The 21983-nt window shown below is 62.2% G+C and carries 19 protein-coding genes; 16 read left to right on the plus strand and 3 right to left on the minus strand.

Annotated features, from left to right (window positions below; genetic code table 11):
• The first annotated feature begins 2 nt into the window (after positions 1–2).
• From LDZ23_RS24760 to LDZ23_RS24815, 12 genes are all read left to right on the plus strand, one after another.
• Positions 3–692 carry a response regulator gene (locus LDZ23_RS24760; protein WP_008347377.1) on the plus strand — a complete coding sequence of 230 codons (690 nt, stop codon included), beginning with the start codon at positions 3–5 and terminating at the stop codon, positions 690–692.
• Positions 693–1149: 457 nt separating this feature from the next.
• Complete coding sequence (locus LDZ23_RS24765) at positions 1150–2370, plus strand: two-partner secretion domain-containing protein (protein ID WP_081987191.1); 1221 nt, start codon at positions 1150–1152, stop codon at positions 2368–2370.
• Entirely contained in the window at positions 2321–2899 is a 579-nt protein-coding gene (locus LDZ23_RS24770; RefSeq protein ID WP_244808248.1) for a methyltransferase domain-containing protein, read from the plus strand. The genes LDZ23_RS24765 and LDZ23_RS24770 overlap by 50 nt, the downstream gene beginning before the upstream one ends.
• A 107-nt stretch (positions 2900–3006) precedes the next feature.
• A complete protein-coding gene (locus LDZ23_RS24775) occupies positions 3007–4038 on the plus strand; it encodes an IS110 family RNA-guided transposase (protein WP_244807831.1) in 1032 nt (343 codons plus the stop codon).
• Between the two features lie 270 nt (positions 4039–4308).
• Complete coding sequence (locus LDZ23_RS24780) at positions 4309–5301, plus strand: glycosyltransferase family protein (protein ID WP_244808249.1); 993 nt, start codon at positions 4309–4311, stop codon at positions 5299–5301.
• A 391-nt stretch (positions 5302–5692) separates the two neighbouring features.
• A complete protein-coding gene (locus tag LDZ23_RS24785) occupies positions 5693–6127 on the plus strand; it encodes a hypothetical protein (RefSeq protein ID WP_144403594.1) in 435 nt (144 codons plus the stop codon).
• A gap of 141 nt (positions 6128–6268) precedes the next feature.
• On the plus strand, positions 6269–6934 hold the full coding sequence (locus LDZ23_RS24790; RefSeq protein ID WP_033535857.1) for a response regulator: 666 nt from the start codon (positions 6269–6271) through the stop codon (positions 6932–6934).
• Between the two features lie 41 nt (positions 6935–6975).
• Positions 6976–10200, plus strand: a complete 3225-nt coding sequence (locus tag LDZ23_RS24795; protein ID WP_244808250.1) for a hybrid sensor histidine kinase/response regulator — start codon at positions 6976–6978, stop codon at positions 10198–10200.
• Between the two features lie 215 nt (positions 10201–10415).
• Positions 10416–11318: a DUF3034 family protein gene (locus tag LDZ23_RS24800; RefSeq protein WP_008347389.1), complete on the plus strand. Its 903-nt coding sequence runs from the start codon at positions 10416–10418 to the stop codon at positions 11316–11318.
• Positions 11319–11320: 2 nt separating this feature from the next.
• Positions 11321–11740: a group I truncated hemoglobin gene (locus LDZ23_RS24805; protein ID WP_008347391.1), complete on the plus strand. Its 420-nt coding sequence runs from the start codon at positions 11321–11323 to the stop codon at positions 11738–11740.
• Positions 11737–12333: a methylamine utilization protein gene (locus tag LDZ23_RS24810; protein WP_008347393.1), complete on the plus strand. Its 597-nt coding sequence runs from the start codon at positions 11737–11739 to the stop codon at positions 12331–12333. Before LDZ23_RS24805 ends, LDZ23_RS24810 begins: the two co-directional genes overlap by 4 nt.
• A 13-nt stretch (positions 12334–12346) precedes the next feature.
• Entirely contained in the window at positions 12347–14689 is a 2343-nt protein-coding gene (locus tag LDZ23_RS24815; protein ID WP_008347395.1) for a bifunctional diguanylate cyclase/phosphodiesterase, read from the plus strand.
• 6 nt (positions 14690–14695) lie between these two features.
• On the opposite strand, the gene LDZ23_RS24820 is transcribed toward LDZ23_RS24815, so the two are convergent.
• The gene (locus LDZ23_RS24820; protein ID WP_063828776.1) at positions 14696–16264 is read right to left on the minus strand and encodes a sensor domain-containing diguanylate cyclase; all 1569 of its coding nucleotides are present in this window, start codon (positions 16262–16264) and stop codon (positions 14696–14698) included.
• A 390-nt stretch (positions 16265–16654) separates the two neighbouring features.
• Here LDZ23_RS24820 and LDZ23_RS24825 point away from each other — a divergent pair, with 390 nt between their 5' ends.
• The 3 genes from LDZ23_RS24825 (at position 16655) to aroQ (ending at position 19691) form a co-directional block, all read left to right on the plus strand.
• Positions 16655–18073 (plus strand): MFS transporter, encoded by a 1419-nt coding sequence (locus tag LDZ23_RS24825; RefSeq protein WP_008347399.1) that lies wholly within the window; start codon positions 16655–16657, stop codon positions 18071–18073.
• Between the two features lie 85 nt (positions 18074–18158).
• Positions 18159–19217 (plus strand): Gfo/Idh/MocA family protein, encoded by a 1059-nt coding sequence (locus tag LDZ23_RS24830; protein WP_144403592.1) that lies wholly within the window; start codon positions 18159–18161, stop codon positions 19215–19217.
• Positions 19218–19253: 36 nt separating this feature from the next.
• On the plus strand, positions 19254–19691 hold the full coding sequence (gene aroQ / locus LDZ23_RS24835; protein WP_008347401.1) for a type II 3-dehydroquinate dehydratase: 438 nt from the start codon (positions 19254–19256) through the stop codon (positions 19689–19691).
• A gap of 50 nt (positions 19692–19741) precedes the next feature.
• On the opposite strand, the gene LDZ23_RS24840 is transcribed toward aroQ, so the two are convergent.
• Positions 19742–19894 carry a hypothetical protein gene (locus tag LDZ23_RS24840; RefSeq protein WP_162483411.1) on the minus strand — a complete coding sequence of 51 codons (153 nt, stop codon included), beginning with the start codon at positions 19892–19894 and terminating at the stop codon, positions 19742–19744.
• An 86-nt stretch (positions 19895–19980) separates the two neighbouring features.
• The gene (locus tag LDZ23_RS24845; RefSeq protein ID WP_008347402.1) at positions 19981–20241 is read right to left on the minus strand and encodes a hypothetical protein; all 261 of its coding nucleotides are present in this window, start codon (positions 20239–20241) and stop codon (positions 19981–19983) included.
• A 342-nt stretch (positions 20242–20583) separates the two neighbouring features.
• Here LDZ23_RS24845 and LDZ23_RS24850 point away from each other — a divergent pair, with 342 nt between their 5' ends.
• Positions 20584–21960 carry an amino acid permease gene (locus LDZ23_RS24850; RefSeq protein WP_008347403.1) on the plus strand — a complete coding sequence of 459 codons (1377 nt, stop codon included), beginning with the start codon at positions 20584–20586 and terminating at the stop codon, positions 21958–21960.
• The last annotated feature ends 23 nt before the right edge of the window (positions 21961–21983 follow it).

A 21983-nucleotide genomic window follows, 5' to 3' on the forward strand; every position in this document is an offset into this window, starting at 1 on the left:
TCATGACTGGCAAACGCGAGAAGCTGAAGGTCGTTATCGCGGATGATCATCCACTCGTCGCATTTGGTCTCCACAAGGCATTGGATGAGGCCGGCTGCGATGTGGTCGGCACGACGCACGACGTCTCCGATCTGATGGATTTACTGGCACACCGCGAATGCGATATTTTGATCGCCGACTATTCGATGCCGGGCAGAGGATCGCCAGACGGATGGCGATTCCTTTCCATTGTTTCGCGCGAATTTCCCGATCTGCGGATTCTTGTCTATACCGAATTTCATGAGCCGTTTCTCGTTGGATCGCTCGAGCAACGCGGTGTGGCAGGGATCGTGAGCAAATCCGACGAGATGTCCGAGGTGTTGACTGCGGTGCGGGAGCTCGAGCGCGGCGCGTCATATCTGTCGGCGACCGCGCGCGCGGCTTTGTATCAGTACCGGAGTAATCCGGAGCTACAGCGCTTCGGGATGCTGACGGCGCGCCAGATGGAGATCGCCGGGCTCATGCTGTGCGGCATTTCAGGCCGCGAGATAGCGAGTTTGATGCAACGTCGCAAGAGCGCGATCAGCTCGCAGAGTATCAAAGTACGCAGCTTGCTGGGCTTCGACCGGCTTTCTGAGCTGCATCGCTTCGCATCGAACCTTGGATTGAAGCTGGACCGGTTCGGTCCGGGCGACCTTTCTCACGCAGCCTGATTCGGGCGGCGTGCCGATGCCCGGTCTATCCAGACCGGGCGCACGCGTTTCGGCGTCGCGTACAGAAACGGCGCGTTTCTCCCACGATCCCTTATCGGTGTACCGGGCTGGATGGCGCGCATCGAGGTGCGCGCGCCGCTAACTGCCGGCTGTCTCGAAGTTCACGCTTTGTCGATTGGGGAACATTCTGAATTCCATCGACGCTTGGCCCGCCGGGCCTTTGATCCACGGTACCCGCTCGGGCAGCCGTGAGGGCATTCGAATTTCTTCTATATGGCGACGCGGCGTCGATCAATAGCATTCGATCCGTGGAGTTGGTCTGCTTTCTGGCACCGGTTCCTGAGTGTGTAAAAGGTGCGCGACCGCGCGTGCGTCGAGCTGAGCGAATTCCTGTCACACGTTGCGCCGTACTCGATATCCGGGACGGCTAAATCTCATTTACTAGGTTTATTTTCGGATGAACAAGAATCGGTTTCGTCGTGTTTTCAGTAAGCGTCATGGCATGCTGGTCGCCGTTGCGGAAGACGTAACAAGCCAGGGCAAGGCGCCCGGCGAAGGCAACGCTTCCTCCTCCTCTTCTCCTCAAAGCGCGAAAATGGGCGTCATTGCAACGATGACGGCCTTTGCGCTCGCGATGTTCGCATCGACCCCTGCGACGAGCTTCGCGCAGGCACTGCCGACCGGCGGTCAAGTCACCGCAGGTCAGGCTTCGATCTCGCAGAATTCCAACACGATGACCATCAATCAGGGCACGCAACGTGCCGTGATCGACTGGAACTCGTTCAACGTCGGCCAGGGCAACACGGTCCAGTTCAATCAGCCGAACGCACAAGCGCAGGCGCTGAACCGCGTGACGGGCGCGGGCGCTTCCAACATTCAAGGTTCGCTCTTGGCCAACGGTCAGGTGCTGATCCAGAACGCCAACGGCGTGCTGTTCGGCAAGGGCGCGGTGGTGAACGTCGGTTCGCTGCTGGCGACGACCAAGTCGATCGACGCGAACCAGTTCATGTCGGGCGGTCCGCTGAAGCTGTCGGGCACGGGCAAGAACGCGAGCGTGGTCAACGACGGCACGATCAACGCGCAAGGCTATGTCACGCTGATGGGCGATCAGGTGCGCAACACCGGTTCCATCGATGCGGGCAAGAACGGTCAGGTCGCGCTCGCCGCGGGCGACAGCGCGACGGTTGTCGTAATCAACGGTGATGTGAACACGGACAGCGGCTCGACCGACATTTCGGGCAATGCTGCGAACGGCGACGGCGTGGTCATCAATGGTGACACGAACACGACAAACAACGGCTCGCTGAACATCGACGGCAATTCGTCGACGAATGGTGACGGCGTGGTCATCAACGGCGATGTGAATACCGACGGCCACAGCTCGACGGACATCAACGGCGAAGCCATCGACGGCAACACGAGCGTGATCGAGAACGGTTCGCTGAACATCGACGGGAATTCGTCGAAGAACGGCAATGGCGTTGTCGTGAACGGCGATGTGGACGTGTCGGACAATGGCCACGCGAACATCGACGGGCATGCGAACAACGGTTTCCGCTCACGTCGCCATGTTCCCGAAGATGCGCAACGCCGCGTCTTATCCTTCGTCGCAGGGCGATCTCACGAAGATGGAGGGCGTGAAAGAGTCGACACTGGACTTCCTACATTCCAGCCATAGTCTCGCCGAGCTCGATAATCCTCATAAGGCGTTGTCGCGCTGGCTCGAGCTGCTGAAGCCGGGCGGCCATGCGGTCGTGACCGTGCCGGACGAGGATCTCTACGGTAAGGGCACATGGCCGAGCCGCTTCAATCGCCGCCATAAGTGGAGCTTCACGGTCCACAAATCAGACAAGCGCTTGCCGCGTTCCGTCAACGTGCTGGAACTGATTCAGACGATGTCGCCGGTCGCGCACTGTGAGCGAGTCACGCTCGTGCGCAACGGCTACGACGAGCGCGACGCGAATGAGGACCAGACCGCGAAGGGTCTTGCGGAATGCGCGATCGAGATCGTGTTGCGCAAGCGCGCTGTGGCGTCGCCGCGTGAACTGGCGCAAGCCGCGTCGCGTGCGCGCAGCGTGCAGGAAGGTGTCGCTGCATGCAGGGAAGCGCTGCGTACGTATCCGTATCACTTCGATCTTTATCGATACGTGTTGCTGGAACTGCTGCGCTGGGACGCATTGGAAGAAGTCGACTCGATGTGGGAATGAAATGAGCGCCTCCCGCCCTGCGCCGACGCTATAACTACAACAGCGGCGGATTCTCGATTTCGTTTGGGAGGATCATGGGTCTTCCCAAACCGGTTCGGAGAACACCCATGAAGCTCACGCCCGTCGGAATCGACATTGCAAAGAACATTATGCAAGTGCATTACGTTGATGCGAATACAGGTGAGATCGTAAATCGGTCCGTGAAGCGCGCGAAGTTCTTAGAACACTTCGCAAACCGTGCGCCGTGTTTAATCGGAATGGAAGCGTGCGGTGGCGCGCATCATTGGGCCCGGCAACTCACCAAGATGGGACACCAGGTCAAACTGATGCCGGCGGAGTTCGTGAAGGCTTTCAACATCAGGAACAAAAACGACAGTGCGGATGCGCGCGCAATTTGGCTTGCGGTACAGCAGCCGAGCAAACCAGTTGCAGTCAAGACTGAAAGTCAACAGGCGATGCTTGCGCTTCATCGTGCGCGAGAACAACTGGTAGCTTTCCGCACGATGCAGATAAACGGTCTTCGTGGGATGTTGACCGAATACGGCGAAGTGATGAACAAAGGCCGTGCTGCTCTGATTGAAGCTATACCGCAAGTTCTCGCCCGCGTTGCAGCGCGATTGCCAGCAGTTCTGATCGATACCTTACGCGAACAATGGAGCCGGATTGCCGAACTCGATGAGCAAATCGCCCGAATCGAACGACGCATGCGGGACTGGCGGAAGGATGATCCTGCGGTCAAAGCGATATGCGAGATTCCGGGCGTTGGCCTGCTCACAGGAACGGCGGCGGTCGCGATGATGGGTGATGTCAAGGCATTTAAGTCCGGCCGCGAGTTTGCTGCTTGGATCGGGCTTGTCCCGAAACAAACGGGTTCAGGCGGGAGGGTGCAACTTCACGGTATCAGTAAACGCGGAAACGGATATCTCCGAATGCTGCTCGTGCATGGTGCACGTAGTGTACTGAACAACGCAAAAGACCCCGGTCTTTGGGTCGAACAACTGAAAAAGCGGCGGCCAACGAATGTCGTTGTCGTTGCACTGGCAAACAAGTTGGCCAGAACTATCTGGGCGGTTCTCGCACACGGCCATCCGTATGAGAAGGGATATGTGAGCGAGAAGCCGATCGTGAAGGTCGTATAGCGCAGGAACGAAGAAGGAATGGTTTAGAACAAAGGTTGCGCGGGCAGCGTATGTGATGACATGACAGGTCGGACCGGGATTCGCTAAACCTGAAAATTCCATGGAGCTTCGAGCTCGATGTGGGAGTGAGGTGCGAGTCAGCGGATTTCATAGGGGGCCGCAGCAGGTTGAATCGCTGCCACAAGCCCGGATATAGAGCAGCAACCCATCCTGTCACGGAGTGAGCATATCGATGCTTGTGCAAAGGGAGGCGCTCATATAGAGGAATGCGTGAAGCGCCTGCCTGGGGAACATCACCCGCGCCTTTATCACGTGCTGCACGAGATCGCACGCGGACGGCTGCAGAAGGGCTTTCGCATGCGCGAGGAATTGATGGCACGCTTCGGCTGGAAGCGCCGCACGACCGTCGAGCCGCCGCGTCATGTAACGGAGTGGAGCGGCCAGTCGCTTGAGGGGAAAGCGATTGCGATCTGGAGCGAGTTCGGCCTCGGTGACGAAATCTTCTTCCTGCGTTTCGCGAGATTCTTCCGCGAGCAGTGCGGGGCAAAACGCGTCATCGTCATGTGTCAGCCGCCGCTCGTCGAGCTTTACGAGGCGTCGGGCGAGGCGGACGAAGTCGTGAGCACCGAATCGGCCGCGAATCTTCCGGACATCGATTACTGGGTGTATCCGCACGCGATTCCGGCTCATTTGACGCTCGATCTCGAAGCGTTGCCAAAAGCAGTGCCGTATCTTCGTGCGCCGTCCGCTGTGCCTTCGAAGCTGCCGATCGTCGCGCCGAACAAGCTGAAAGTGGGATTGGTGTTCAAGGGCAATCCCACGCATGAGAACGATCGCGCGCGCTCCTTGCCCTCGCTTGCCGTGCTCGACGATCTGCTCAGGATTCCGGACATCGAGTTCTTCAGCCTGCAGAAGGGCGCCGGAGCCGACGAAGCCGCCGACTACGCGCAGAAGCACGCGAACTTCCACGATGTAGGCGCGCAAATCACGACGATGGCGGAGACGGCGAAAGCCATCGAGTCACTCGACGTCGTGCTCACGGTGGATACGTCGGTGGCGCACGTCGCCGGTGCGATGGGCAAGCGCGTGTGGATGATGCTGCCGTTCTACGGCGACTGGCGCTGGCACTACACCCGCGAGGACAGTCCCTGGTATCCGACGATGCGTCTCTTCCGCAAGCGTCACGGTTGCGACTGGTCGGAAGTGGTCGCACGCATCGCCGGGCATCTGAAGATGCTAAGGGCCGATACCACGTGCGTCTGAGAAATTCATAAGACATCCTCAAGACGCGAGTCTGCGGGATGTCTTGCATCCTGTGCCCAATCACCGAAGACTCCGCGATAGACCCTCTCGCGCTTCGTGTTTTCGTCTTCGGAGATGACGAAAAGAACGATCTCCCTACATAAGTTCGCAGATCGAAGCAAGACCATTCCCGCATGAATCGTGCGGATATTTTGACCATATCGGGCTTTCGATATTTTTCTATATCGAGCGGAGAGCCCGTCGGCTAAATTCGACCATCGTTGTGGCAGGGCGCAAGTCACGAGCGATGGGCACTCGCTCTGCCTGCGTGCTGGCCTGAGTAAGCACTGTCTTCCTTCGGATCCTGTATGAGCCGGGGTCGACCGTCGTGCCCTTTGCACTGAATATCGCCATGTCAATTCTCGAATTTCTGAGCCGAAAATTTCGGCATTACTGCGCAATGGCCGGGCGCGCGTCGTCGATTCTCACGTCGGTTTATTTCGGCTTGTCGTTTCTGCTTCTAGCAGCGCTAGGGGTATCGAGTTGGAATTTGATCGTGCCGATTGCTTTGGTATTCAGCCTTTCGATGATCATCTTTGCTTGCATGCTGCTATCCGAAAGCCGTAAGTACGAACGTGAGGCCAGGCCGCCGGTGACATCGATTCCGCTCGACCAACTCGCGAGTTCGCTTCGTGGAAGCAATGAGCATGAGCAGCGCGGGTCAGGATGCACAAACGTCCGCGCTGCAGACAAAGTGCGTGCGGAACGTGAAGCCGGTGTCGCTGGGAAGATTCGTTTCGCCGGGCGAAACGCACTTCTGACACCGCCGATGTTTCTCCCGGATTGAGCACGTCCTAAAATCCGATAGGCTTCCTTTGCGGGATAGCTCAGGCCCGCCCGACATTCGTGAGTTGCTTTTACATCAATAAATGAGCCGTACGTTTCGGGTTTTGACTCGAAGAGCGGCAACTCAAAAAACGGTTGTTATATGAACGCACGAGGGGACAAGATTCGGATGGTTTTGGCGGACGATCATCCGATCGTGCTGTTGGCTGTAGCCGACCAATTCTCGAAAATTCCGGGTTTTACGATCGCCGCCATGGCTCATTCCGGCGCCGAGTTGCTTCGCGTACTCGAAAAGGAGCCCGTCGACCTTATCATCACCGATCTCGTGATGCAGGGAGAAGACGAGACGGACATAGACGGCTTGCGGCTGATCAGCAAGCTCAAGCGGTCCTTTCCGAACATACCCGTCATTGTGCTGACCATGATGACGAGCGGCGGCATCTACCACGAATTGTGCAAGCTGGGCGTCGCTGCGATCATGAGCAAGGAGGAGCCCGCCAGCGAGCTCAGCCAGGTCACGCTTCGTGCATTGAGCACGAAAGAGACGATCATTTCGCCTAAGATTCAACACCGTCTGGCGCGCGATGGATCGACCCTGCAGGACCTCGCGCGCGAGCAGCCGCTTTCGCCCCGCGAACTGGAAGTGGTGCGCCTCTTCGCGCAGGGCCTTTCGGTGACTGAAATCGCGCGCACGCTGAACCGATCCGTGCCGACCGTCGCCACGCAGAAGCGATCGGCCATGCGCAAGCTGCATGTGGAGAACCACGTCGATCTCGTCAAATACGCGGCCAGAGCAGGACTAGCCTGATGGAGCATGTTTTCGCCGCATCGCGAGATTCTCCTCTGCAGATGCTGCGAATGCTCGAGGACAATCTCAAACGGGAGCGACGCATTTTCGCGGTCGCCATCGGCTTGCTGATTTTCTCTTCGATGTGTGCCGCTTTCGCGGCCATCGTTTTTCTGGTCAATAGTACGCTCAAGACCGAGCTTGCCGACGTCCAGTCCGTCATGCGCGGCGTGAATATCGGTATCTTCAGTCGTTACAACATGCTGAAGACGGGCGAGCTACTCCTCGAAGTCACCCCGCAGGACTACCATCCATCGCCCAACGGTCCTCGGGCCGCGCTGCCGTGCGCGCCCTTACCTTCGGACAGCGAAGACGCATCGATGAGCCGGATTTGCAGCGCGGCACTGCGTGCTATTCCCGACGGGAGCTTGCCGTTCTCCCTGCAATTCGCACGGTTCGACGGAAGCGCGTCGTATGGTTTTGAATTTTTCACCAAGCGCGACGCCGATGAGGGACCCGGCACCGAACGATTGCGCTCACTCGTCGATACCGCCAAGGCCACCATGAGTTCTCGCGGCCTCGATCCCGTAAGCGTCGCACGAGAACATAGCGTTCTATGGTTCCGTGCACCGGCCCTGCTGGGTTTCGAGAGTTCGACGATCGTTATGTTCATGGTGGTCGAGAAGAACGATCGACCCGTTGCGTTTGTCTTCACGAAGGTCGATGTCGAGCGTGTGCTGAAATTGGTCCGGCCCGCCGCCCTCAATTCGGAAATAACGATCTTTAGCGACGATGGCACGGTGCTGGCGGGCGATGCATCGGGAGACGCGCGATTCGTCGACAAACATCTCGAGAAGGGGCCGCCTGGCGTATCCCACTGGATCATGGGACACGGATGGGGCGCGCGAATGGAACCGCTTGCGCTCGGCGTCGGCCACATCGTCGTTTCCTTGCCGACGGCGACCAATCTCGCTGTCAAGCGTACGGAAGTGTCGGTTATCGTTCTGGTGGAAGCGGCGCTCTCAACTATGCTCGTGGCGTTATACCGATACTGGAACTACCGCTTCCTGACGCGTACCTATGAGCAGGCTTGCCGCGCGGTGGAAGGCGAGATTCTAAATCATCTTCAGGTGCAGGTGACGCCGGTCGGTTTGTGCATTGCGCTGCGTAGCGATTTCAGCGCCATTGCCGCGAATCAGGTCGCGCGTAACCTGCTCGACCTCGATGCCAGCGCGATGCATCTGCCCGCCGCGCTATGTGTGGCCTTCCATCAACATGGCATGAGCTTGCCCGCAAAAGGCGACGCCGCCGTGATCTGGCAATTCGAATGCACGCTGGAGAAAGCGGACCAGTCGTCGCGTCACCTGAAGATTTCCTACACGTCGGCGGTCGTCAACAAGACCGATGTGCTGTTCTGCGCCATTGCCGACATCACGGAGCATCACGAAGCCGAACGCCTGCTGCGCGAAGCGAAGGAAACCAGCGACGCCGCCGCCAAGGCCAAGCTGAATTTCTTCGCTTCGATGAGCCACGAGATCAGAACGCCGCTGTCGTCGCTCGTCGGCAATCTCGAACTCGTCGCCAGGGGCCCGCTGGCGGCGGAACAGGAAGCCCGCGTCGGTGCGATGCAGGCGTCGGCGGGCGCGCTGCTGCAGGTCGTCAACGATGTTCTCGATTTCTCGAAGATGGACGTCGGGGAAATGCGTCTCAGCGAAGAGCCGGCGTCGATACGCGACATCGTCATGCGCGTGATGGTCGGTCATTCGCCCATCGCGAATCGCCAGGGCTTGCGTTTGTTCGTCGTGATCGACCGCGAGTGCCCGTCACGCTTATGGCTCGATCCGATTCGCGTCGCGCAGATACTCAACAACCTCCTTGGCAACGCGCTCAAGTTCACGTATTCGGGCAAGGTCGTCGTGCGTGCGCGCTGGGTCGACGGCGCGCTCGCACTGAGTGTGGCCGATTCGGGCATTGGCATTCCGGAAGCGCAGCGTCAGATGCTCTTTCAGCCGTTTGTCCAGGGCGACGCGCACCGGCTGACTCAAGCGCGCGGCACCGGGCTCGGGCTCTCGATCTGCGAGCATCTGTGCCGGCTGATGAAAGGGCGCATCGCGCTTGAAAGCACGGAGGGCGTCGGCACGCGCATCACCGTCACGCTGCCGTTGCAAGTGGCTGAGTCGTCGCCGGACGAAGCCGATGCCTTGCTCGTCGGCCGGCCCGCCATCCTGTATCGGGCGAACGAGCATCGCGAGTGGTTCGACGCACTCTTCAATGCAGAGCGCAGTTCGATTACGTACATCACGAACGAGGGCGCGGCGGCGAACGTGGAGGGTTGCGACTGTCTCATCGCGACCGACGAAATCTCGGATGACGAGATCGATGCGCGATGGACAGATCGCGCGCGCGTCATCCGCGTGACGCAGGACGGCCCGCTCGTGCCGGTGGCGAGAGAGAACGGCGAAATAGCCGTCAGCATCTTCGCGGCCAAGGAGTTCCGGGAAGCGGTGCAGATTGTCAGAGACGGGAGGCATCACGCGATCTCCGCGTCGCCCATTCGGTCGGCGCCTCTGCAACCCGCTTCGGCGAATCCCGGCGCGACAGTGCTGATCGCCGAGGACAATCGCCTCAACCGAGGTTTGTTGCGCGACCAGTTGCTGACGCTCGGCGCATCCGTGATCGAAGCAGCCGACGGCGAGGAAGCGCTCGATCTGCTGCGCAAGAACCGCGTGGACCTCGTGCTGACCGACATGGACATGCCGAAGATGAACGGCGCGCAACTCCTGGCGGCCGCGCGTGCCCTCGATCCGTCGATGCGTGTCTATGCGGTGAGCGCGAGTGCGAGCGCGACCGATGTTCAACGTGGTCGCGACGCCGGTTTCACCGACTATCTGACAAAGCCGGTTGCGCTCTCCGTGCTCGCTGACGTGTTGCGCACGTTAGCCGTCGATGAAGGAAACGCATCGGCCGATGATGCGTCGCCGCCACGATTGCCGACGGTGCCGGCGCCGTATGTCGCCGCCTTCGTCCAGCAGATCGGCGAAGACATCGCCGCGCTCGACGCGATCTGCTCGCAGCGCGACGCGCCGGCGCTGCGCCGCTGGGCGCACAAGCTTGCGGGCGGGCTGTCGGTGCTCGGCCCGTCCATGCTCTTCGATGAGTGCGAGGAATTGCGCGCGACGCTGAGGGAGGCGGGCAACTGGGTCGAGGACGTCGAGACATACGTCTCGCTGATTCGCTCGGACCTTCTCGAACTGCGCGACCTGCATCGCGACACGATCCACGGTTAGGCCGACGCGCTGACCCATCCCGGATTGCAAACGTTCGGCCCGCAAAAACTGACGAACGGCCGTCAAGTTCGACCGTCAGCGGCCGTTTACACGCATATGAAAAGGCGCCGCCTACCTGGCGAGTGACCTTCCCAGAGCGCCTGGCTCGCCGCGACGCGTCGCGCGGCACCCCGAGGCGGCGACGGCAACCCCGACAACCGCTCGATGTCTCCCGCATGCGTCAGATTTACTCAAAGATGCGCCTCGCCAGTCTGGCCGTGGCGTCGCTCGTTTCGTTCTCGTCGTCCGCTTTCGCCGACGATCCGCCCGCCGTGCCGCTCACCGGCGGCAAGCTGCTGCTGACGGGCGGCGTCTCGGAAGTCGAAGGCGCGGCGGGCGGCGGCCTCACGCCGTGGGCCGTCATCGGCGGATACGGCACCGCGCGCCAACTCGGCGCGAACGCGCACGGCACCTACATCCGCACGCAGGATTACGCGCTCGGCACGTGGGGCCTGACCGTCGGCGTCGCGAATCGCGTCGAGCTGTCGCTCGCGCGTCAAAGCTTCGATACGCGCGATGCCGGCGCGAAACTCGGCCTCGGCGAGAACTTCAAGTTCAATCAGAACATCTTCGGCGTGAAGGTGCGGCTGCTCGGCGACGCCGTGCTCGATCAGGACACGTGGATACCGCAAATCGCCGCGGGGCTGCAGTTCAAGCACAACGAACAGGGCGATATCGTGAAAGCGGTCGGCGCGGCGAGCAATTCCGGCACCGATTTCTATCTATCCGCGACGAAGCTGCTGCTCGCGCAAAGCCTCCTCTTGAACGGCACGCTGCGCTTCACGAAGGCGAACCAGTTCGGCCTGCTCGGGTTCGGCGGCGACAAGTCGAACGCGTATCACCCGGAATTCGAGTCGTCGGTGGCGTATCTGCTGACGAAGAACGTCGCGATCGGCGGGGAATATCGGATGAAGCCGAACAATCTCTCGTTCGCGCGCGAGCAGGACGCGTACGACGCGTTCGTCGCGTGGGCCCCGAACAAGCACGTCTCGCTGACGGCGGCGTATGTCGCGCTCGGCGACATCGCGACGGTGAAGAATCAGCGCGGCCTCTACGTTTCGATGCAGGCGGGGTTCTGACGATGAACATCCGCCACGCCGCATTGCTGGCTCTCACGCTCGCCTGCGCGAACGCGCACGCCGACGACGCGCTCTACGAACAGTTCGGCGAGCGAGCAGGGCTGACGAAGATCGTCGACGACATGTACGACAACGTGCTCGCCGATCCGCGCACCGCGCCGTATTTCGACAACGCGCCCGTCAAGCGCATCAAGCAGAAGCTCGTCGAGCAGATCTGCGTGCTGCTCGACGGCCCGTGCGTCTACACCGGCCGCCCGATGCGCCGCACGCACGAAGGACAGAACATCGACCGGGCCGCGTTCAACGCGCTCGTCGAAGACTTGCAGGCCGCGATGGACAAGAACGGCGTGCCGTTCCACGCGCAAAACAAACTCCTGGCGAAGCTCGCGCCGATGTACCGCGACGTGCAAGACCGCGAATGAACATGCTCAAATTTCTCATCACGTTGCTGGCGTTCGGCGCGACGATTGCCCACGCCGGGAGCGTGCGCGTGCAAGTGGTCGATCAGGCCGGCGCGCCCGTGCCCGACGCCATCGTCTATGCGCTGCCCGTCAACGGCAAGCCGCCCGCGACGAAGCCCGCCAGCGCGGTCATCGATCAGATCAAGCGGCGCTTCGTGCCGATGGTCTCCGTCGTGCAGACGGGCGCGTCGGTGGCGTTCCCGAACAAGGACAACATCGAGCACGACGTCTATTCGTTCTCGCCGCCCAAGCGCTTCGAGCTGAATCTGTATCACGGCATTCCCGCGAATCCGGTCGTGTTCGACAAGCCCGGCCTCGTCGTGATGGGCTGCAACATCCACGATTCGATGGTCGCATATCTGCTGATCGTCGATACGCCGTGGTTCGCGAAGACCGACGCGCACGGCGCCGCGACCATCGACAATCTGCCCGCCGATGCGTACAAGGTGATCGCGTGGCATTTCCGCCAGAGCGATCCGAACGCGCAGCCGACGCAGAAGGTCAACGCGGACGGCGCGGTGAAATTCGCGCTGCAACTGCGCCCCGCCGAATAGGACGCCCGTCACGATGCTCTTTCACAGCCTGCGCGCGCGAATCGCGCTCGTCTTCGTCGTGCTGATGCTCGTCGCGCAGGCGGCGGCGTTTCTCGTCATCAACTCGGTGATTCTGAAGAACGCGCATCGCAACGCCGAAGAGCAACTGTCGGTGGCCGAGCGCGTATTCGCGCAGATTTTGCGCGGCAATAGCGAACAGTTGACGCAGGCGGCGAGCGTGGTCGCGCTCGACTTCGGCTTTCGCGAAGCGGTCGCGACGCACGACGGCAAGACGGTCGCGTCCGCGCTGCGCAATCACGGCGACCGCGTTCATGCGGACGTCGTGATGCTCGTCGATCTCGACGGCAAGCTGATCGCCGATAGCGGCGGCGTCGGGCGCGAAGGCATGGCGTTTCCGTTCCCGAAGCTCATCAGGACCGTCGCGACGAAGGGCGATGCGTCGTCGTTCGGCATGATCGGGCCGCGCGCGTATCAGCTCGTCGCGGTGCCGGTGAAAGCGCCCATCGCGATCGCGTGGGTCGTGATGGGCTTCGCGGTCGACGATGCGCTCGCACGCGATCTGAGCTCGCTCACGTCGCTCGACGTGTCGTTTCTCACCGTCGGCGACGACGGCAAATGGGGCGTGCTCGCAAGCTCGCTCCCCCACGACGCACGCGACGCGCTGACGGATCAGGCGCAACTCGCCGCGAACGGCTACGCGACGCGCGTCATGCGGCTGCACTCCGAAGGGCGCACGGTCGCCGTGCTGCTCGAACGCTCGCTCAACGAGGCGCTCGCGCCGTTCAAGCGCCTGCAGACGACGCTGCTGCTCATTACGCTGCTCGGCGTGCTCGTGTCGATCGTCGGCAGCGTGCTGATGGCGCGCTCGGTCACGCGGCCGATCGCGGCGCTCACGCAGTTTTCGAAGCGCATCGGGCAGGGCGATTACGCCGCGCCCATCGAGATTCGCCAGAACGACGAGATCGGCGAGCTGGCGCGCGCGTTCAATCAGATGCGCGACGGCATCTCGGAGCGCGAGAAACGCATCACCGAGCTCGCGTACATGGATCGGCTCACCGGCCTGCCGAATCGCGCGCTCTTCAACGACCGCCTGCAGCAGGCGATCGGCGCGGCGACGCGGAGCAAGCGCCCGCTCGCGGTGATGATGATGGACCTCGACCGCTTCAAGTACGTGAACGACACGCTCGGGCATCCGATCGGCGACATGCTGCTGTGCGAAGTGGCGAAGCGCCTGCGCGCGGCGCTGCATCGCAAGACCGATACGGTCGCGCGTCTGGGCGGCGACGAATTCGCCGTCCTTCTGCCGACCGACGATCTGGCGTCCGCGCGTCTTCTCGCCACGCGCATGCTGAACGCGCTCGAAGAGCCGATCACGATCGAAGGGCAACTCGTCGATGTGGGCGCGAGCATCGGCATCGTCACGTTTCCGCAGAACGGCACGGACATGAACGTGCTGCTGCGCCGCGCCGATATCGCGATGTACGTGGCGAAGCGCTCGAATCTCGGCTACGCGCTCTACGACGAACGTCACGACCAGAACAACGCCGAGCGTCTTTCGCTGATGAGCGAGCTGCGGCAGGCCGTCGAGCACGATCAATTGACGCTCTACTATCAGCCGAAGGTCGATCTCGCGACGCATCGCGTGAAATATGTCGAGGCGCTCGTGCGCTGGGATCATCCGACGCGCGGCTTCGTCTCGCCCGACCAGTTCATCCCGTTCGCGGAGCAGACCGGCTACATCAAGACGATTTCGCGCTGGGTCGCCGACAAGGCCATCGCGCAATGCGCCGCGTGGCGCCGGCAGGGCATCGAGCTGGCCGTGTCGGTGAACGTGTCGGCGCGCGAGCTGATCCAGTCGACGCTGCCCGAAATCTTCCAGGGACTGCTCGACAAGCACGGCGTCGCGCCGGAATCGATCTGGATCGAGATCACCGAGAGCGCGATCATGGACGACCCGAATCACGCGATCGAGACGCTCGACCGGCTGCACGCGCTCGGCATTCGCCTGTCCATCGACGATTTCGGCACTGGGTATTCGTCGCTGTCGTATCTGAAGCGCATGCCCGTCGATGAGCTGAAGATCGACAAATCGTTCGTGATGGGCATGTTCCAGCACAAGGACGATGAAACCATCGTGCGCTCGACAATCGATCTCGGGCACAACATGGGACTGAAGGTCGTCGCGGAAGGCGTCGAAACCGAAGAGATGCTGGAGCGGCTGAAGGCGCTGCGCTGCGATCTGGCGCAGGGCTATCACCTGAGCCGGCCGCTGCCCCCCGCGAAGCTCGAAGCGTGGCTCGACGCGTGGCGCGCGTCGAACGAGCAAGCGCTGATCGCCGGGCCGGAAGAGGCGTAGGCTCGCTTACCAGGCGCGGCCGCGGTCGTTCGCGACGGCTTGTTCGTCGCTCGCGATGGAGTCGCCGTCGCGATCGGCGAAGCGATAGGTGCCGCGTTCCTCCGATTTCGCTTCGTACAGCGCGGCATCGGCGCGCTTCAATGCGCTTTCGAACGACTCCGCCGGACGCGCCAGCGCGATGCCGACGCTCACGCCCACGCGCACCGTCTGCCCGGATTCGAGCGTGTACGGCGCCGACAGCTCGCCGATGATCTTGCGCGCGAAAACCACGTTGGCCGCGTGCGCGATATACGTGGCGACGATCGCGAACTCGTCGCCGCCCAGACGCGCGACCAGCTCGCCGCGGCGCATCGCGTTGCGCAGGCGGTCGGCGACGAGCTTCAGCAGTTCGTCGCCGGCATTGTGGCCGTGCGTGTCGTTGACGTGCTTGAAGCCGTCGAGATCGACGTACATCACCGTCACTTTCTCGCGGCCCGCGCCGCCCGCCATCAGACGTCCGGCCTGGTCGCCGAGATAGCGCCGGTTCGGCAGGCCCGTCAGCGAATCGTGATGCGCCCATTGCAGGATTTTCGCTTCGGCTTTGCGGCGCTCCGTCACGTCCTCGATGATGATGACCGCGCTGCCGTCGGGCACCGGATTGCGGCTCAGTTCGAGATGCCGTCCGTCGCGCAAGGGCAGGTCGAGCGTCGGATGGCCGCTTTCGAGCCATTGCGCGCATCGCTCGGCAAGCTGCGCGCGCGGTGTCTCGCCGAATTTCGCGAGCGCGGCATAGCCGATGAACTCCGGCAGCGACACGTTCAGCCGCAGCATGTCGATGGTCGCGCCGAACAGCTCCGCCGCCTTGCGATTCGCGATCACCACCCTGCCCGACGCATCCACGGTGCAGAGGCCGTGCGGCATGTGCGCGAGCGCCGCGTCGAAGCGCGTGGCGATTTCGGCGTGGCTTTCCTTGGCGGTCATCAGCGCGACGAGGCCGCGATAGTGCCGCTGCACGACCGCGCACATCGCGGCGATATAGAGGACGAGCGGCGGCACGAGAATCCAGTAGCCGGACGGCCCGAACAGCCCGCCGACGCCGATCGGCAGCGCGCCGAGGCACACCTGCGCGATCGCCAGATGCGGCGTGCCCGCGTTGCGCGACGCGACGCCGCCGAGCAGGCCGGCCGTCACCATGATCGCGAGCGACGCGAGCACGGCGTCGCCCGAGATCACGCAGCCCATCGCGCCGAGGCCCGTCACGAGACAGGCCAGCAGCCCGAACGGCGCATAGCGCGCGGCCCACCGGCCGGGCTGCGGCGCGTCCGTGCGCCTCAACGCGCGATATCGGCCGACGATCGAAAGGCGGGTGGCGAGCAGAAGCGCGTCGGCGGCGAGCCAGAGCATCGTCCAGAGGGACGGCTGGCGTCCGAGCGCGATCATCGCGACGAACGCGCCGGAGATGCCGGACAGCAGCAGCGGGCGGATGTCTTCGACAAGCGTCGACAGCAGCGATGCGCGAACGGCAGGCGTGATCCGTCCGTCCGCGGTCGCCGGCGTGGCCAGAATCGAATCGATCAAGGACGGATTGCCTGACATACGCAAGACCGGGCCGGCGAGAGGATGAATACGAAGGCGGCGGTGATGCGATCACCGCCGGTAATCGTGTATACGGCGGCGTCTGCGTGTTCTTTAGGCAAGACTTAGCGGCGGCTCAGGCGTGGTGAGCGTCGATTATTCGCTGAGAGCGCATTCTGACTTTCCTTCGAGCCGGATTATGTTTTCGCGCGGACATAGTAATTTAGGGCTCAAGTCTTTCAACCTGGCCTGACGCCGGGTTTTGCCTCATCGAAAGCTTTCGTTTCAGAGACGATCATGTTTGATGTCCTGCGCGCCATGCCGCGAAGGCGTCGTCGGTGAGGATGAAAGAAGCAGTTTCGCGGAAAGATGGCCACAGAAACCGTCGGGCGATTCATAAAAGGAGACGTCATGGACACGAACTCTCTCTCACCCGGTGCCAAAGGCGGGTCGCACGCCGAGCACCACAAGCAGACGAAGAAGGCGACCGCGAGCGGCTGGATCGGCTCCGCGCTCGAGTACTACGACTTCTTCATCTACGCGCAAGCCGCCGCGCTGATCTTTCCGCAACTCTTCTTTCCTTCGGGCAATCCGAAAGTGGCGATCGTCGCGTCGCTCGCGACCTACGGCGTCGGTTACGTGGCGCGTCCGATCGGCGCATTCGTGCTCGGTCATTGGGGCGATACGCACGGCCGCAAGACCGTGCTCGTGCTGTGCATGTTCCTGATGGGCTTCTCGACGATGGCCGTCGGACTTTTGCCGACGTATCACAGCGTCGGCATGCTCGCGCCGACGCTGCTCGTGATCCTGCGGCTCGTCCAGGGCTTCGCGGTCGCGGGCGAAATCTCCGGCGCGAGCTCGATGATTCTCGAACACGCGCCATTCGGACGCCGCGGTTTCTTCGCGAGCTTCACGCTGCAAGGCGTGCAGGCCGGACAGATTCTCGCCGCCGCCGTGTTCCTGCCGCTCGCGTACTACATGCCCGAGGACGCGTTCAATTCATGGGGCTGGCGCATTCCGTTCCTGCTTTCGGCGTTCGTGCTGGTTGCCGGCTACATCATCCGGCGCGAAGTGCACGAGACGCCCGCGTTCGAGAAGGAAGGCGAGAAGGGCGCGGTGCCGCGCTCGCCAATCGTCGACGCCTTCAAGTACAACCTGCCCGACATGATCCGCGTCGTCTGCATGGCGCTGATGAACGTGATTCCCGTGGTCGCGACGATCTTCGGCGCGGCGTATGCGGTGCAGGCGGCGTACGGCATCGGCTTTCACAAGAGCGTGTATCTGTGGATTCCGGTCGTCGGCAATATTCTCGCCGTCATCGTGATTCCGATCGTCGGCAATCTCTCCGACAAGATCGGGCGCAGGCCGCCGATCATCGTCGGGGCGATCGCCTCGGGGCTGCTGTCGTATCTGTATCTCTACGCGATCAGCATTCACAACGTCGGCATGGCGATCGTCGCGTCGCTCTTGATGTGGGGCATCGTCTATCAGGGCTACAACGCGATCTTCCCGAGCTTCTATCCCGAACTCTTCCCGACGCGCACGCGCGTCTCCGCGATGGCGATCTCGCAGAACATCGGCACGACCATCACGGCGCTGTTGCCCGCGCTGTTCGCGAGCGTCGCGCCGCCCGGATCGACGAACATTCCGGTCATGATCGGTTCAATCACGCTCGCCGTCACGATCATCTCGGCGATCGCCGCGTGGAGCGCGCGGGAGACGTACCGGATTCCGCTCAACCAGCTCGGCGAGCCGGACGCGCGGCCGGTCGAGAAGTCCGAGTACGACCGCCTGCGCGCGGAATCGGTCGCGAACGCGCGCACTTCCTGAAGCTCATGTCCTCTTTCCTTGCTCAGGCGGCGCGCGACAGCGCCGCCGGGGTGAACTCGCGCTTTTTCAACACGGTGAAATCGAAGTGAATACAGACTCAGGCAAGACGCGTATCGCGGTGGCGGGCGCGGGCTATATCGGTCAGGCGCACATGGGCGTCGCGCAGGCGAGCACGACGTGCACGCTCTCGGCCATCGTCGATCCGGCGCCCGCCGCCGTCGACATCGCGCAGAAGGCGGGCGTGCCGCTCTACAAAACGCTCGACGAACTGCTCGCGAAGGATCGCCCGGACGGCATCGTGCTCGCGACGCCGAATCAATTGCACGTCGGACATGCGCGCGTGTGCATCGCGGCGGGCGTGCCGATCCTGCTGGAGAAGCCGATCGCGCCGACGGTCGAGGAAGCGCAGATGCTCGTCGATGAAGTGGAGCGTTCCGGCGCGAAAGTGCTGATCGGCCATCATCGCGCGCACAGCCCGATCATGGCGCGCGCGAAGCAGGTCATCGACGAAGGGCGGCTCGGCAAGCTCGTCGCGGTGATGGGCAGCGCGGTGTTCTTCAAGCCCGACGAGTATTACGCCAGCGCGCCGTGGCGGCGCGAGCCGGGGGGCGGGCCGATCCTGCTCAACATGATCCACGAGGTGCACAACTTGCGGATGCTGTGCGGCGATATCGTCGCGGTGCAGGCGTTCGCATCGCACGCGACGCGCGGCTTTCCCGTCGAAGATACGGTCGCGATCAATCTGCGTTTCGCGAGCGGCGCGCTCGGCACGTTCATGCTGTCCGACACCGCCGCGTGCCCGCGAAGCTGGGAGCAGACGTCGCAGGAGAACAAGGCGTATTCCACGTATCCCGACGAAGACTGCTACGTGATCGCGGGCACGTTCGGCTCGCTTTCCGTGCCGACGATGCGTCTCAAGTCCTACGCGAAGGCCGAAGATCGATCATGGTGGAAGCCGTTCGACGAAGACGTCGTGGCGATGCAGCGCGACGATCCGCTCGCGCATCAGATGGAACATTTCGGGCGCGTGGCGCGCGGGGAAGCCGAACCTATTGTCAGCGCGCGCGACGGACTGCAGAATCTGCGGATCACCGAGGCCATCGTTCTTGCCGCCACGAGCGGCAGGATCGTCGAGACCGCCTGAATCTTTTCAATTCCCCTTCCAGTTCAAGGAAATCACATGGCAAAGATCCTGACGCTGCACGGCGTCAACCTCAACATGTTCGGCAAGCGCGACCCGAAGCAGTACGGCACGGCGACGCTCGCGCAAATCGACGAGCAGATGGCCGCGCTCGGCAAGGAACTCGGCGTCGAGGTGGAGTGCTACCAGACGAATATCGAAGGTGAGATGTGCTCGCGCATTCATCGCGCGTTCGAAGAAAACGTCGATGCGATCGTCATCAACGCGGGTGCGTGGACGCACTACAGCTACGCGATCCGCGATGCGCTCGCGATCCTGAAGGCGCCGATCATCGAAGTGCACATGTCGCACGTGCACGCGCGGGAGGAGTTCCGCCACAAATCGGTGTTCGCGGAAATTGCGCGAGGGCAAATTTCCGGTTTCGGCGTCGATAGCTACTTGCTGGGCTTGCGCGCAGCAGTCGCCGCGATCAAATAAGGCCGATGCCTTCACGGCGAAGCGTGTGGGCGCTTCGCCGTGTCATCGGGTCAGGCCGGGCGACTGAAATCCTTCGACGCGGGCGCGACCGGCTCGCGTTCGCTCTGCTTGCGCAGCGGTTCGTGATTGCGTTGCGCCGCACCGCGGATGAACAACACCGCACCCACCGCGCAAACAGCCCAGACCACCGCGATGATCGTCAAGTAGCTCATATCCTTCTCCCCGATGCTCCGAGCGCGGGCGGCTTTGCCGTCACCGCTGCCCGCCTTCTGTTGGCCCTGTTGGTCCGTTACGTTTGCGACGCGGGCAGCGCCAGCAAACGCCCGATCAGCTCTTGCGCGAACGCATGCTGCTCGGTAATGGTCTCTGCATCGTCGTCGGTGGCGTTCGGATCGCCGTGCAGCTTCCCGGCGAGACGCATGATGTTGTCCGACACCGACTGCAGCGCGCTCAGCAATTCCGCTTGTGTCGCCGCGCTGTCCTGCGATCCTTCGCCAAAACGCTGCGCCGTTCGATGCGGCCTGGCGTTTCCTTCCATCGTCTGATACATGGCGACCCCCGTCGTGAGTGGATGATGCGATTCTCACGCCGCGACGCCTCGAGTAATCCTCCGAACAAGCCCTGATTCCGGCCTCAATTCGTTTGATGTCCGTTTCCGCGATTCGGAGCACGGCTGCTATGCGCCCGCCCATCAAGGCTTTGCGGCCGCCGGGCGGTAAAATCGCAGATCCGTCCGCTGATAATCGGCCTTTTTTGCAGCGGCTTGTGGGGTTATCCGCACGAAAAAACAACAGTTTCTTACCAAAAAGCAGACTAAAAGGTCGGATCAAACGATACGCGCGATCGTTCGATCCATGAACGCAGTAATTTTTGCAGTGCAACAGACATCGACATGGCTTCACCCACGACGAACGAAACACCCTCGCCGCACACACTCAAGCGCGGACTCAAGAGTCGCCACATCCAGTTGATCGCGCTCGGCGGCGCGATCGGCACCGGGCTCTTTCTCGGCGTCGCGCAGACGATCAAGCTCGCCGGGCCATCCGTGCTGCTCGGCTACGCGATCGCCGGGCTGATGGCGTTCTTCATCATGCGTCAGCTCGGCGAGATGATCGTCGACGAGCCGGTCGCCGGTTCCTTCAGCCATTTCGCCGATAAATACTGGGGCCACGCCGCCGGTTTCATCTCCGGCTGGAACTACTGGGCCATTTACATTCTGGTGAGCATGGCGGAGCTGTCGGCCGTGGGCATCTACATGCAGTACTGGTGGCCGGGATTGCCGATGTGGATATCGGCGCTCGCGTGCTTCGTGATCGTCAACGCGATCAATCTGACGAGCGTGAAGTCCTACGGCGAGACGGAGTTCTGGTTCGCGATCGTCAAAGTGGCGGCGATCGTCGGCATGATCCTGTTCGGCGGCTGGCTGCTCGCGTCGGGCAAGGCGGGGCCGGAAGCGAGCGTCGCGAATCTTTGGCGGCTCGGCGGCTTCTTTCCGAACGGCGTGCACGGGCTCGTCATGTCGATGGCCGTCATCATGTTCTCGTTCGGCGGGCTGGAGCTCGTCGGCATTACGGCGGCGGAAGCGGAAGACCCGTCGCGCAGCATTCCGCGCGCGACCAATCAGGTCATCTATCGCATCCTGATTTTTTATGTCGGCGCGCTCGGCGTGCTGCTGTCGCTTTATCCGTGGGACAAGGTCGCGACCGGCGGCAGTCCGTTCGTGCTGATTTTCCGCGAGATGAACAGCACGGTCGTCGCGAACGTGCTCAACGTGATCGTGCTGACGGCCGCGCTCTCCGTGTACAACAGCGGCGTCTATGCGAACAGCCGCATGCTGTACGGCCTCGCGCAGCAAGGCAACGCGCCGCGCGCGCTGCTCAACGTGAGCGGACGCGGCATTCCGCTCGCGGCGCTGGCGGTGTCGGCGCTGGTGACGGCGGCGTGCGTCGTCATCAACTATGTGATTCCGGGGCGCGCGTTCGGCCTCTTGATGGGACTCGCGGTGTCGGCGCTCGTCATCAACTGGGCGATGATCAGCATCATCCATCTCATGTTCCGCCGGCAGAAGCGCGCGAACGCCGAAGCGACCTCGTTTCCGAGCTTTCTGCATCCGTTCACGAACTACGTCGTGCTCGCGTTTCTCGCGGGCATCGTCTGGGTGATGTACGAGATTCCGGATCTGCGCCTGTCCGTGTACCTGATTCCGGTCTGGCTGGCCGTTCTCGGAATCGGCTACTATCTCAAAACTCGGGCCGCGCGCGGAGACTGACGCGGCCGCGCTTGCTGATCTCT

Source organism: Caballeronia zhejiangensis, assembly GCF_022879815.1.
Lineage (GTDB): Bacteria > Pseudomonadota > Gammaproteobacteria > Burkholderiales > Burkholderiaceae > Caballeronia > Caballeronia zhejiangensis.

Excerpts from the sequence above, each read along its gene's own strand:
- LDZ23_RS24805 (WP_008347391.1), top strand. The coding sequence starts at position 11,321 with ATGAACATCCGCCACGCCGCATTGCTGGCTCTCACGCTCGCCTGCGCG.
- LDZ23_RS24825 (WP_008347399.1), top strand. The coding sequence starts at position 16,655 with ATGGACACGAACTCTCTCTCACCCGGTGCCAAAGGCGGGTCGCACGCC.
- LDZ23_RS24790 (WP_033535857.1), top strand. The coding sequence starts at position 6,269 with ATGAACGCACGAGGGGACAAGATTCGGATGGTTTTGGCGGACGATCAT.
- LDZ23_RS24795 (WP_244808250.1), top strand. The coding sequence starts at position 6,976 with ATGCTGCGAATGCTCGAGGACAATCTCAAACGGGAGCGACGCATTTTC.
- LDZ23_RS24785 (WP_144403594.1), top strand. The coding sequence starts at position 5,693 with ATGTCAATTCTCGAATTTCTGAGCCGAAAATTTCGGCATTACTGCGCA.
- LDZ23_RS24775 (WP_244807831.1), top strand. The coding sequence starts at position 3,007 with ATGAAGCTCACGCCCGTCGGAATCGACATTGCAAAGAACATTATGCAA.
- LDZ23_RS24850 (WP_008347403.1), top strand. The coding sequence starts at position 20,584 with ATGGCTTCACCCACGACGAACGAAACACCCTCGCCGCACACACTCAAG.
- LDZ23_RS24820 (WP_063828776.1), bottom strand. The coding sequence starts at position 16,264 with ATGTCAGGCAATCCGTCCTTGATCGATTCGATTCTGGCCACGCCGGCG.
- LDZ23_RS24810 (WP_008347393.1), top strand. The coding sequence starts at position 11,737 with ATGAACATGCTCAAATTTCTCATCACGTTGCTGGCGTTCGGCGCGACG.
- LDZ23_RS24800 (WP_008347389.1), top strand. The coding sequence starts at position 10,416 with ATGCGTCAGATTTACTCAAAGATGCGCCTCGCCAGTCTGGCCGTGGCG.
- LDZ23_RS24760 (WP_008347377.1), top strand. The coding sequence starts at position 3 with ATGACTGGCAAACGCGAGAAGCTGAAGGTCGTTATCGCGGATGATCAT.
- LDZ23_RS24815 (WP_008347395.1), top strand. The coding sequence starts at position 12,347 with ATGCTCTTTCACAGCCTGCGCGCGCGAATCGCGCTCGTCTTCGTCGTG.
- aroQ (WP_008347401.1), top strand. The coding sequence starts at position 19,254 with ATGGCAAAGATCCTGACGCTGCACGGCGTCAACCTCAACATGTTCGGC.
- LDZ23_RS24765 (WP_081987191.1), top strand. The coding sequence starts at position 1,150 with ATGAACAAGAATCGGTTTCGTCGTGTTTTCAGTAAGCGTCATGGCATG.
- LDZ23_RS24770 (WP_244808248.1), top strand. The coding sequence starts at position 2,321 with ATGGAGGGCGTGAAAGAGTCGACACTGGACTTCCTACATTCCAGCCAT.
- LDZ23_RS24845 (WP_008347402.1), bottom strand. The coding sequence starts at position 20,241 with ATGTATCAGACGATGGAAGGAAACGCCAGGCCGCATCGAACGGCGCAG.